The following is a 12,614-nucleotide window of genomic DNA, read 5'->3' as shown; positions in this document are numbered from 1 at the left end:
GTATTACAGGGCTGAAAATACAAATTAATCGGAGAAAAATGGAGCATCAATTTGTTGATTGATGGGAGGGACAAAGTGAGAGCAACTCATTCGTTTGAGCTCTTATGGACGACCAGCAGGGCCCATTCCATGTTAATTTAAATCGCATCTGAACTATTATGCGTATATTTAAACAAATACTGAGCTCATGATCCTTTTTTCAAGAAGAAATTTACATTATACCGATTACAAATGGAGCGTATATAACCAAAACGATCCGCGCGTGAACGGTAAACCTGACGCTACGCCGTTTACAAAGGATGAGGGCAATGAAGTAGTTTACCTGATTAATAAATTAATGATACTTTGGGATTACCGCTTTGCCAATACCGGTAACAAAATGGAAAAACTGATTCATGATCAGTTACCTCCCAATATCATTCTGCAAGAAGATGTGCAGCAATGGCTTAAAGCCAATTTGAAGTTTTAAACATCATATAAAACGTTTACCAGCTTATTCGAGAATTCAAATTTATCCCATATATGGGAGTGGGGATTCTATGTCTGATCGGTATTTGTTAGATGCATGGTTGAAGCCTTAAATCTGATACCTCGGAACTTAAAACTCCCGACTTAAATTCGTATATTTGTATATATCACAACGGCCCGGTTCTCTGTAAAAAGGAGGACCGGGCCGTTGTGGTTAAAGGAATAAATGCCCAAAAAACCGACCGTTTGGTATGTTGTTATTAGATACTTTTTAAAGCTTTCAAAGCCCCTCAAAAATTTGTTAAAAAGTGTTAAAATCGATGGTTTTGAATAATTTTCAGACAGTTTTTGATGCGTTTTTGCCCAATTTTTGGTTGAAATTTAAGGTTTAAAAAGTTTTTTGGAGGGTGCTTCCTCCAATTTTGCTACTCCTTTTTAAACTCATAGGCACCGCGTTCTACAAAATCGGCTACCTTAACCTTTACACCTGTAACCCGGCCATTTTGTACATTAAACGGAAAAACAGCCTTACCCATTACCGGGTCAGAAAAAGTTACAAAAAAGCGGTTGCCCCCCAACGGCTGCAATTTGGCAAACATGGTAGGGTGATGTTCAAAGCGTATTTCCAGATCGCTGTTTTCGCCCTGGGTTACAGTCATGCTACCATAAAAACTGTTGGTGTATTTGCCCAGGTAGGAAGCCGGAGGTAGCGCGGGCTTCAAGAGAAGTGCCACAGTATCACGCAGTTTACGTTCGGTTTGTTGTTCGGTTGCTGTATGGTTTTTGAAGTTTTTCAGATAGGCCTCGCTGTAATCGCGATAGGGCCTGCCAAAAAAAACATCCAGAATTTCCCAGCGCAGGGCTTCATAAAGCTGGTTTTGATCGGTATTGGTGAGTATCACAATGCCCAGGTTATCCTGCGGCGAAAGGGTAACTGATGACAGATAGCCACTTACACCGCCATCATGCATAACCAGTCGGTGATTTGAATAATCCTGTATAAACCAGCCCAGGCCATATAGTTCAAAATTGTTTTCGCCGGTTAGGTGGTATTGGCTGCCTACAATATCCTGAGGTTCGCGGGTGGCTGCAATGGCTGCCTGCGGTATAACCTGGCGGTTACCTACCTTGCCGTTGTTGAGCAAAGCCAGTACCCATTTGCCCATGTCGCTGGCCGATGAGCTGATAGATCCGGCTGGCGCAAGCCCGTCTAACTGGCAATAGGGTATGGGGGCAAGCCTGCCGTCGGTAAGGGTGTGCGCTACAGTACGATTAAGAGATTTGGGCAGTTCCTTGCTTAGTGCCAGTGTGTTGGTCATGCCCAACGGCGCAAAAATGGCGTCTTTGAGGTATACCTCCCAGGGCTTGTCTGTTACCCGGGGGATGATCTCACCGGCGGTTAAAAAGGCGGCATTGGTATAGCCCCATTTGGTACGAAAAGGATAGGTAGCTTTCAGCTCGCCCAGTTTTTCGATCACCTGTGCACGGGTAAGATTAGTGTTATAAAAAGTAAAATCGCCCTGGAAGGTCTGGAAGCCAAGGCGGTGGCATAGCAGATCTCGTACCGTAGCCTCCTGTCCGGCGAATTTATTTTCCAGTTTAAACTCGGGGATGTATTTGGTTACTTTATCATCAAGCGATAGTTTGTTGTTGGCCTGCAGCATAGCCAAGGCGGTAGCGGTAAAAGCTTTGGTGTTGCTGCCAATCATGAACAGGGTGTTAATATCCACAGTATTAGGCAGCCCTAACTCTTTGATGCCATAACCTTTTACCAGTACTATTTTATTATCCTTTACAATACAAACGGCAATGCCGGGCACTCGCCAATTGGTTAAGGCCCGGCTGATGTACAGATCTAAACTGTCCCTGATAAATTTGGAACGGTCGGCGTGCTGGGCCTGTATGTTGGTATAAAAGGTGGTACAAATAATAAAAGATAGCAATAATTTTTTCATTACACTGGATAATTTACGTGCTTGATTTGTGCTAATTTAATGCAAAATTTACAGCGGCTTTACTTAATTGTAAATTAACGCCGCAATCTTCAATAAAACACTAAGTATATGAAATTTTTCCGTTCGGGATCATCATTCCTTACCGTAGTGTGCTTCATTTTGGGCATATATACGGCAAACGCGCAACGGTTGCCAACCCATTGGACAAAGGATGGCTACCAGTATTACAAAATCACCGGTGATGGTATCAGGATACTGGATACCCGCGATACCAGTAAAAAAACTTTGTGGATAAGCAAGGCCGAACTTACCCCGCAGGGTCAGCTGCCGCTAAATGTAAAAAGGTTCTCGGTATCGGCCGATGGTCAAAAGTTGCTCATCAATACCAATACCAAAAAAGTGTGGCGCTATGATACCCGCGGCGATTACTGGGTGTATGATACCAATACCAAAAAGCTGTGGCAGTTGGGTAAAAACCTGCCGGAAGCATCATTGATGTTTGCCAAATTTTCGCCTGATGGACTTAAGGCGGCCTATGTAAGTGGGCATAATATTTACGTGGAGGATTTGGCTGATGCCTCAGTTAAACAGTTAACTACCGATGGCAGCACCAGGCTGATCAATGGAACGTTCGACTGGGCTTATGAGGAAGAATTTGGCTGCCGGGATGGTTTCCGCTGGTCGCCAGATAGCAAATCGATAGCCTATTGGCAGATAGATGCTACCAAAATAAAAAGCTACCTGATGCTGAATACTACCGATTCCATATACCCTTATGTAGTGCCTGTGGAATACCCGGTTGCCGGGCAGGATCCAAGCTCTTGCAAAGTAGGTGTTGTAGATATTACTACAGGTAAAACCAATTGGATAAATACACCTGGTGATGCGATACAGCATTACATTCCCCGAATGGAATGGACATTGAACTCCAACGAAATTATCCTGGAGCAGTTGAACAGGGAGCAAACAGAAAGCAGGGTGTTTATCGGTAATGTATCCAATGGTGTTGCCCGCTTGATCCGTGAAGAAAAGAGCAATGCCTGGATTGATGGTAAAGAGCGCTGGAACGGTGGCGACCCCGCAGGTTGGGAATGGATAAATAAAGGCAAAGAGTTTTTATGGGTGAGCGAAAAAGACGGCTGGAAACATATTTACCGTGTAACTCGTGAGGGTAAAGAAACGCTGGTAACCAAAGGCGATTATGATGTGATCAGCATCAATTTAATTGATGAGACATCTGGGTACATTTATTTTATGGCATCGCCTGATAATGCTACCCAGAAGTATTTGTATCGTATAAAAATTGCCGGCGTTGCAAAACCAGAGCGTGTTTCGCCAGCCGATGAGCCTGGTACACATGGTTATGATATATCGCCAAATGGTAAAGTGGCACTGCATAATTTCTCCAACAGTTACACACCTCCGGCAAGCGAGGTAGTGAGCCTGCCAGAGCACAAGCATATTGGGGGCAATTCTATAATCCTGGACAAAAACGCTAAAAATAAGACTGAATTTTTCAAGGTTAAAACCGTTGACGGCATTGAAATGGATGGCTGGATGAAAAAGCCCTCCAGTTTTGATCCGCATAAAAAATATCCGGTAGTATTTATGGTTTACGGCGAACCGGCATCACAAACCGTTACCGATACCTGGGGGGCAGGCAATAACAGGCTTTATGTGGGTAGTATGGCCGACGATGGCTACATCTACATGTCGGTTGAAGGGCGCGGCGCGCCAGCGCCAAAAGGCACAGCCTGGCGTAAAGCGATCTATAAAAACATAGGGATCATCAATATCCGCGACCAGGCCATGGCGGCAAAAGAGATCTTGAAATGGCCCTTTGTCGATTCAACCCGCATAGCTGTTCATGGCTGGAGCGGTGGTGGTTCATCAACCCTTAATTTGATGTTCCAGTATCCGGATATTTACAAAACGGGCATAGCAGTAGCCGCCGTTGGCGATCAGCTTACTTATGATAATATTTACCAGGAGCGTTACATGGGCGTGCCGGTTGATGATGAAGGCCGCGCGGCATTTATCAAAGGGGCGCCAATTACCTATGCCAAAAATCTGCGTGGCAATTTGTTGTATATCCATGGCACGGGCGATGATAATGTGCACTATAAAAACGCCGAAGAGCTGATCAATCAGCTGGTAAAATACAACCGCCAGTTTGAGCTGATGTCGTACCCTAATCGTACGCATAGTATTTCTGAAGGCGAGGGTACAGGCTTGCACTTACGAACCCTGTTTACCAAATATCTGAAAGAACATTGCCCGCCGGGCGGCAGATAAGTCTTTCTGCAATAGGTTAAAAAACGCCCCCTGACGCTTGTGCAGGGGGCGTTTTTTAATTATATCAATAAGCTTGATTGTTGGCTTCGCCATCGGTATAGAGCTGATCTTCGGGTTTGGCAATTGACCGGATATCGCCATCAAAATCACTTTTACGGCCAAGCATGGTAAAGTTTTCGGCCACTACTTCGGTTGTGTATTTTTTGAATCCTTCTTTGTCTTCAAATGAGCGGGTACGAAGCTTCCCTTCAATGTAAACCAGCTTGCCTTTTTGCAGGAATTTGGCGGCCATATCGGCCAAACCACGCCACATTACAATATTATGCCATTCGGTTTGTTCAACTTTACGGCCATCTTTGTTAAAGGTTTCAGAAGTAGCTAAAGGGAAACTGGTAACGGATACTCCACCTTCTAAAACTCGCACTTCGGGATCTTTACCTAAATGACCTACAAGTATTACTTTATTTATTCCAGACATGCCATAAAATAACGAAAAATTAATTTATAAATTAAAAATATTTTTTATTAATATAACTACAGGTTTTGGAAGAGCCAGGTTTGGCAGGTTTTCAGTTGGGGTATAAAACCAATTAGGATCGAGTTTAAGAGGCTTTGATTCAGTTTTGATGAGCCTGATAAAAAGGCGCTGGTGGGTGAGCAGATGTTTGTGAACCTGTACATTATCAGGAGCTATTTTGATTTGGTTGCCGAAAAATTCCTTTATCCGGGGATGGTCGGCAAGTTCGTAAATAGGGAGCAAAGACGCTGTTTCTATCAGCGGGAGGTCATATAAATTTGCCCAAATATCTTTATCTCCTCTTTTATTCATCAATACGGAGTCGCCATCGGTTATCAAAAAGTAATTAAAAAAGCGTTCGCGAATTTTTACCGTTTTTAATTTAACCGGGAGCGTAGTGGTAGCATTATTTTTAAAAGCAAAGCAGTTCATGCGCACCGGGCAAATACCGCAAGCCGGATTTTTGGGTTTGCAAAGCATAGCGCCAAACTCCATCATGGCCTGGTTATGTAATCCTGGAGTTTTCTTATTAATTAAATTATTGGCAAGCTCCTGGAATGTTTTTTTACCACCGGTTGAATTGATGGGCTCATCAATGCCAAAATAACGTGCAAGTACCCGGTAAACATTACCATCAACAACGGCTTTTACCTCATTTGCCGAGAATGAGGCAATAGCCGCAGCTGTGTATTCGCCTATTCCTTTTAGCTTGATCAGGTCGTCATAACGTTGCGGGAATTTACCTATGAATTGTTCCTGCACCAGCCGGGCTGTTTTAAGCATGTTGCGGCCACGTGAGTAATAGCCCAGGCCCTGCCATAATTTTAATACTTCATCCTCCTGGGCCGCTGCAAAACTACTTACCGTAGGGTATCTTTCTAAAAAACGATAAAAATATGGTAAGCCTTGTTCTACCCGCGTTTGTTGCAGTATGATCTCCGAAAGCCATATTACATAAGCATCGGTGGTATTGCGCCAGGGCAGGTCGCGTTTATTTTGAAGATACCATTGTACCAGTTCGTCAGTAAAATTCATAGCTGTAAAAGTAAGGACTTTTGCGGGGAGCAAGGAGTAAGGATTTTTGGAGTAAGGAGGAAGGTTTTTTTGATAGAGCAAAGATTTTTGGAACAAAAGCAAGTATTTTTTTAGATTTTTTGTCTCTGTTCTTTAGTCCCGAAATCCTTGTTCTCAAGTCTCTTATCCTTGCTCCAAAAATCCTTGCTCCTTAACGATTTAGCATGCAATTTGTAACGATATTGTCCGTTTTTATTACTTACGAAAAAAAAACTGTTAAATATTTCGCTCTTAAAATATAAAGCGATACTTTTGCAACCCCAAAACAGTTAAGTGTTTATATATTAAATAAAAGTAAATCAGATATGACTAAGGCAGAAATTATAACTGAAATCTCATCTAAGACAGGTATAGAGAAAGTAGACGTGCAGGAAACAGTTGAGGCATTTTTTAAAGTAGTTAAAAGCTCAATGGTTGGCGGCGAGAACGTTTATGTAAGAGGATTCGGAAGTTTTGTTGTAAAGAAAAGAGCGAAAAAAACAGCCCGCAATATTTCAAAAAATACTGCCATCATTATTCCAGAGCATTTTGTGCCAAGCTTTAAACCAGCTAAAACTTTTGTTGAAAAAGTTAAAACAGGTAACAAAAACAGCAAATAATTTATAAGCATGAATAAGAAACAAATAGCCATTAGTGCAGCCGTAGTTGTTATTATGGGCTATTTGTATTATTTACCTGTTAAAGGTTTAATAAAACCCAAAGAGGCTAAACCAGACAAAACAAACGTAATGACAGCCAGCCGCAAGCCGGCCACGGCTGTAACGGTTGATATGGTATCTGCAACTGCTAAAACCGCAATTGGGGCGGCGTTAACAGCAAAGATAAACGACCTTGAAGGGCAATTAAAAAACGCGTCAGGCGCCGATGAGCAAAAATTGCAGCAGCAATTGGCCCATCAGTGGGATGATGTTAACCAGCCGGCCCCGGCGGCATTTTACTATCAGGCTTTGGCCCGTAAGGAAAACAAGCTGGAGGATTGGTTAAATGCAGGTAATCGTTTTAACGATGCTTACAAACTTACACAGGACACTTTATTGCAGCCCGCATTTGTAACTAATTCGGTAGAAGCTTTTCAGAGTGCCCTTAAACTAAAACCCGAAAGCCTTGAGGGTAAAACAGGATTAGGTGTTGCCTACGTAAATGGCGGCGCCGGCCCTATGCAAGGTATAGCCTTATTGCTTGAAGTAGTAAAAAAGGATCCCAACAATTGGAACGCGAACCTTAATTTAGGAATGTTTGCCATGAAATCGGGCCAGTACGAAAAAGCGGTTGGCAGGTTTAAAACATTAATTGCCCAAAAGCAGGAATTGGAGCCAACTTTTTATCTGGCCGAAAGCTACAAGCAACTGGGCATGAAAAAGGAAGCTATCGAAGCTTACCAAAAATGTAAAGAAATGATGCCCGATCCTGTATTCGGGCAACGCATTGATGAATATATCAAGGAATTAAAGAATTAATCACACATTAAAAATTATTATTATGCCGAGCGGTAAAAAACGTAAAAGACACAAAATGGCTACCCACAAACGCAAAAAGCGTTTAAGAAAAAACAGACATAAAAAGAAATAAGCTGCTTATTTAAGCAGCTTACCTGCTTTTTTATGAAGCAGGTAACTTTAGTAGTGTTTTTTACCCACTTATTAACACGCGGTTTTTACCGTTTTAAGAAATGGAGTAGCAGTTGATAAAAGAATTAATTATCGATTCATCCCCAAACGGGGCTACCATTGCATTATTACAGGATAAACAACTCGTAGAACTTCATAAAGAGCAGGTCAGCAACAATTATACTGTTGGTGATATTTACCTGGGGCGTATCAAAAAGATCATGCCCAGTTTAAATGCAGCCTTTGTAGACGTTGGCTACGAGAAGGATGCCTTTTTGCATTATCTTGATCTTGGTCCGCAGGTGCAGAGCCTGCTTAAATTAACCAAGCAAGTACGTAGCGGGGGATACCAATCGAAGCTTTTGGACGGCTTTAAGTTGGAAGGTGATATCAATAAGGGAGGAAAGATCTCGGAGATATTATCAAAAAACCAACTTATACCGGTACAAATAGCTAAGGAACCTATATCAACCAAAGGACCACGTTTAAGTTCTGATCTTTCAATAGCCGGCCGTTATGTGGTATTGGTACCATTTTCGGAGGCTATCTCTATTTCCAAAAAAATAAAGAGCAATACAGAACGAAATCGTTTACGGAAGGTTGTTGAAAGCATTAAGCCAAAGCATTTTGGCGTTATTATCCGTACAGTATCTGAAGGCAAAGGGGTTGATGAATTACAAAAAGACCTGCTCGATCTGATATCTAAATGGGAATCATTCATAACCAAGCTGCCGTCTGTTGAACCATCAAAAAAGGTTTTAGGCGAAATTGGGCGTACCTCAACTATCCTCAGGGATATATTGAACCCCGATTTTCAGCATATTTATGTGAATGACAATGGCATGTTCGAAGAAATTCGTTCATACATCCATGAAATATCGCCCGATATGGAAAGTATAGTCCGTATGCATAAGCATAAGGAGCCTATATTTGAACATTTTGGGATCGAAAAGCAAATCAAGGGCGCTTTTGGTAAAACCGTTAATCTTGCCGGTGGCGCTTACCTGGTAATTGAACATACAGAAGCCCTGCACGTTATCGACGTTAACAGCGGTAACCGTACGGCCAATAAAGAAAACCAGGAAGAGAATGCCTACCAGGTAAATAAGGAAGCGGCTAAAGAAATTGCCCGTCAGTTGCGCCTGCGCGATATGGGCGGTATTGTGGTGATCGATTTTATTGATATGCACAAACCGCAGAACCGCAAGGAGCTATTTGACTATTTGCGTAGCGAAATGCAGTACGATAGGGCCAAGCATACCATTTTACCACCAAGTAAGTTTGGTTTGGTACAAATTACACGTCAGCGTGTAAGGCCCGAAATGAATATTGTTACCAGCGAAGTATGCCCAACCTGTAACGGTACAGGTACCATAAGGCCAACTATTTTGCTGATGGACGATATTGAAAATAACTTCAATTACATATTGGACGAGCAAAACGAAAAGGGTATTACCTTATGCGTACATCCGTATATTGAAGCTTACATTAAAAAAGGCATTTACAACCGCCAAATGAAGTGGTTTGTTAAATATGGCCAATGGATCAAGGTTAAGAGTAATCCCGCATACCAGATCACCGAGTTCCGTTTCTTCACCTCAAAAGACGAAGAAATAAAATTGTAAAGAGATTGATCTGCACTTCCGCAGATTTTAAAAATGCAGATGTTGATAAAGCATCTGCATTTTTTTGTTTTAACCTTTTTGAATATAACCTCTTGTTTAACTTTAGCGTATCCTGAATTGTACACCGTAACCAACAAAATCAGCCTCGGTATTATGGATATAGCCTTTGGCTTGTATAGCCAGGTATGGTGTTATGTAATATTTTAAGCCAGCGGTCCAATAGGTTTTAACCGGGAAGTAACTATGATAATGCACATAATAACCATAACCGGTCATTACAGCAAATTTACCCAGCCATATATCCGGCCCGGCTGATATACCAACCCGCCAGCGATCATATGACGTAGCTTTGCTCTGAAAAGTATTCAAAGCATCTTGCAAATTAGTGGTATTGAAAGCCGTGTTATAGTAAACCGCGTCGGTACCGATCTTCATGCTCAATACCGGGTTAAATTTATAATTATAGCCGGCATAAAACCCGGTTTTATAAAGTCCCTGGTCCGAGTATTTACTCCCACGCCGGCCTACATTGATGCCGAATTCAAAGGAGTGCTTATCGTCGGTTTCTGGCTCGTAAAATGTGGAAGGACCATCCTGGTTTATCTTTTGTACCAGCCCCAGTGTATACGCAAACGCATTTATCCCGTTATTAGGCAACTTAGCGGCGCCGTTTGAATAATGAAACACCTCCGCGCCTACCTGTATGCCAGTTGATTGGGTTATGGGTGTAAATACTTTAAGGCCCACCTGTGCCGCAAGGTTGATGTGGCTGCCTATGATAATATTTTGACTATTGGTAACATGAGTTTCCGAGGCATATAAAAAACCGAAGCCGGGAGTAAGTAACAGCTCGGTACGATCAATCTTGAGCAGGCCAATTTCTAAACGGCCGAGTACAGCATAGGTATTGCCGATAACTCCTTTGGTGCTTTGATCATGATTTAATATCACCCCGCTCATATTACGGTAAGAAAATACAGCGTCGATACTTTTGATATTCAGTATCCGGATGAAATCTCGTTTATTATCGGCCATGTTAATATGATAGGCCAGTTCGCCACCAAAAAGGGGGCCGTTGAGGGTGTTTTTCTCGGGTGTGAATATTTTGATACCGCCGGTGCCGCTTATTTCAATACTGTTTCCTGTATCCTGGGCTTTAGAAGAAATGTTGAAAAATAGAAAGCCAATAATGGCAAAAAATAAAGTTTTATTCATACAGGTTTAGTTATATCAATTCAAAAGCCATTCATCAGTATCATGAACATTAGTTTGGCAGGAAACAGTGTCGTATACGCCAAAAGGTAGCTTAATGTTTCTATTAGGCTTTTATATCCGATGCAAAAATGTACAGAGGCTATGTATTGCTTTAATTGAAAATGCTAAATAAATTAGTAATATTTATTATTTAATTCAGCATATTTGCGTATACAAATTTGTATATCTGAAACATGGCTAAAACCAAGATCGCGTACTTTTGTCAAAGCTGTGGCTTTGAATCGGCTAAATGGCTGGGCAAATGCCCTTCATGCCAACAATGGAATACTTTTGTTGAAGAGATCATTGATAAGGGCAACTCGGCATCTGTACCTACCTGGAAAGTTACCTCTAATACGCAGCAACGGGCCAATAAGCCGGTGCAGGTGGCCGATATTACTTTTAGCGAAGAACACCGCATGCAAACGCCCGATAAAGAATTTAACCGGGTGTTGGGTGGCGGTATAGTAGCAGGCTCGTTGGTGCTTATTGGCGGTGAGCCGGGTATTGGCAAATCAACGCTGATGTTGCAGCTGGCGCTTAATATGCCCAATCTGAAAGTACTTTATGTATCGGGCGAGGAAAGTGAACGGCAGATAAAAATGCGGGCGGAGAGGTTATCCCCCCTGCCCCCTGAAGGGGGAGTTATAAGCACTGCGCATAATGAAACTTCGCCTTCAGGGGCCGAGGGAGCCTGTTATGTGCTTTGTGAAACATCAACCCAAAACATCTTTAAGCAAATAGAGGCCCTGGAACCCGACCTGGTCGTGATTGATTCTATACAGACGCTTCATTCCTCACATATCGAATCAACCCCTGGCAGTGTATCACAAGTGCGGGAGTGTACTGCCGAGATGCTGCGCTTTGCTAAGGAAACATCGACCCCAGTATTCCTGATAGGTCATATCACCAAAGATGGGATGATTGCAGGCCCTAAAATACTGGAGCATATGGTCGATACCGTTTTACAGTTTGAAGGCGACAGGCACCATGTTTACCGCATATTACGCACGGTTAAAAACCGGTTTGGTTCGGCATCGGAATTGGGTATATATGAAATGCTGGGCGAAGGGCTCAGAGAAGTTTCCAACCCGTCAGAAATACTATTATCGCAACGGGATGAACCCTTGAGCGGCATCACCATATCTGCCACCTTGGAGGGTATGCGCCCTATGCTGATAGAAACACAGGCCCTGGTAAGTACATCGGCCTATGGCACACCACAGCGTACGGCCACAGGCTTTGATACCAAACGCATGAGCATGTTGCTGGCCGTGTTGGAAAAACGTTGTGGATTCAGATTAGGGGCTAAAGATGTGTTTTTAAATATTACCGGCGGCATCAGGGTTGAAGATCCGGCCATCGATCTGGGTTTAGCAGCAGCTATCATATCATCGCATGAGGATATGCCTATACCATTCAAAACCTGTTTCGCTGGTGAGATAGGTTTATCCGGCGAAATAAGAGCTGTTAACCGGGTAGAACAACGTATTGCCGAAGCTCAAAAACTGGGCTTTAACCAGATATTTATATCCAAATATAACCTTCCATCGGCGGGGCAGGATAAAAAACGGATGGACCTGTCGCGCTATGATATCGATATAAAAATAGTAAGCAGTATTGAAGAAGTGTTCAGCCAGCTTTTTGGATGATTTTTGGACTTTTTAGACAAAGGGACTATTGGACTTTGAGATAAGGGGACTGAACGACAGAATGGAAAGATAAAATATCCGTTATCCTTATATACTAATAAAGGACGAAAGAACAAGGATGATTAAAATCCTTTTATCCCTTCGTCCTTTATCTTTCGTCCCTAAAA

10 protein-coding genes are annotated in these 12,614 nt (G+C 42.5%); 6 read left to right on the top strand and 4 right to left on the bottom strand.

Annotation, left to right across the window (positions count from 1 at the left end):
• The first annotated feature begins 187 nt into the window (after positions 1 to 187).
• Positions 188 to 469, top strand: a complete 282-nt coding sequence (locus tag ACTJKG_RS00210) for a hypothetical protein (protein ID WP_172337624.1) — start codon at positions 188 to 190, stop codon at positions 467 to 469.
• Between the two features lie 424 nt (positions 470 to 893).
• On the opposite strand, the gene ACTJKG_RS00205 is transcribed toward ACTJKG_RS00210, so the two are convergent.
• Positions 894 to 2,423: a serine hydrolase gene (locus ACTJKG_RS00205; RefSeq protein ID WP_440738021.1), complete on the bottom strand. Its 1,530-nt coding sequence runs from the start codon at positions 2,421 to 2,423 to the stop codon at positions 894 to 896.
• Positions 2,424 to 2,531: 108 nt separating this feature from the next.
• Between ACTJKG_RS00205 and ACTJKG_RS00200 the strand changes: the two genes are divergently transcribed.
• Complete coding sequence (locus ACTJKG_RS00200; RefSeq protein WP_440738020.1) at positions 2,532 to 4,718, top strand: S9 family peptidase; 2,187 nt, start codon at positions 2,532 to 2,534, stop codon at positions 4,716 to 4,718.
• Positions 4,719 to 4,782: 64 nt separating this feature from the next.
• Here the strand turns inward: ACTJKG_RS00200 and ACTJKG_RS00195 are convergent, their stop codons facing one another.
• Positions 4,783 to 5,196, bottom strand: coding sequence for a single-stranded DNA-binding protein (locus tag ACTJKG_RS00195; RefSeq protein WP_253952311.1), 414 nt, complete (start codon positions 5,194 to 5,196; stop codon positions 4,783 to 4,785).
• A gap of 24 nt (positions 5,197 to 5,220) precedes the next feature.
• Entirely contained in the window at positions 5,221 to 6,270 is a 1,050-nt protein-coding gene (gene mutY / locus ACTJKG_RS00190) for an A/G-specific adenine glycosylase (RefSeq protein WP_172337621.1), read from the bottom strand.
• Between the two features lie 344 nt (positions 6,271 to 6,614).
• Between mutY and ACTJKG_RS00185 the strand changes: the two genes are divergently transcribed.
• The 3 genes from ACTJKG_RS00185 to ACTJKG_RS00175 all read left to right on the top strand — a co-directional run bounded on the left by ACTJKG_RS00185 (position 6,615) and on the right by ACTJKG_RS00175 (position 9,541).
• Positions 6,615 to 6,908, top strand: coding sequence for an HU family DNA-binding protein (locus ACTJKG_RS00185; protein WP_090470293.1), 294 nt, complete (start codon positions 6,615 to 6,617; stop codon positions 6,906 to 6,908).
• A 9-nt stretch (positions 6,909 to 6,917) separates the two neighbouring features.
• Positions 6,918 to 7,766, top strand: a complete 849-nt coding sequence (locus ACTJKG_RS00180; RefSeq protein ID WP_172337620.1) for a tetratricopeptide repeat protein — start codon at positions 6,918 to 6,920, stop codon at positions 7,764 to 7,766.
• A gap of 224 nt (positions 7,767 to 7,990) precedes the next feature.
• Positions 7,991 to 9,541, top strand: coding sequence for an Rne/Rng family ribonuclease (locus tag ACTJKG_RS00175; protein ID WP_440738019.1), 1,551 nt, complete (start codon positions 7,991 to 7,993; stop codon positions 9,539 to 9,541).
• 102 nt (positions 9,542 to 9,643) lie between these two features.
• On the opposite strand, the gene ACTJKG_RS00170 is transcribed toward ACTJKG_RS00175, so the two are convergent.
• Positions 9,644 to 10,756, bottom strand: coding sequence for an acyloxyacyl hydrolase (locus ACTJKG_RS00170; protein ID WP_172337618.1), 1,113 nt, complete (start codon positions 10,754 to 10,756; stop codon positions 9,644 to 9,646).
• Positions 10,757 to 10,989: 233 nt separating this feature from the next.
• Here ACTJKG_RS00170 and radA point away from each other — a divergent pair, with 233 nt between their 5' ends.
• Complete coding sequence (gene radA, locus ACTJKG_RS00165) at positions 10,990 to 12,447, top strand: DNA repair protein RadA (RefSeq protein ID WP_172337617.1); 1,458 nt, start codon at positions 10,990 to 10,992, stop codon at positions 12,445 to 12,447.
• Positions 12,448 to 12,614 lie beyond the last annotated feature (167 nt).

Origin of the sequence: Mucilaginibacter sp. 22184 (genome assembly GCF_052045695.1) — a bacterium.
GTDB lineage: Bacteria > Bacteroidota > Bacteroidia > Sphingobacteriales > Sphingobacteriaceae > Mucilaginibacter.
Note: the sequence above shows the minus strand (reverse complement) of the source record. Positions and strands in the feature narration are given on the sequence as shown.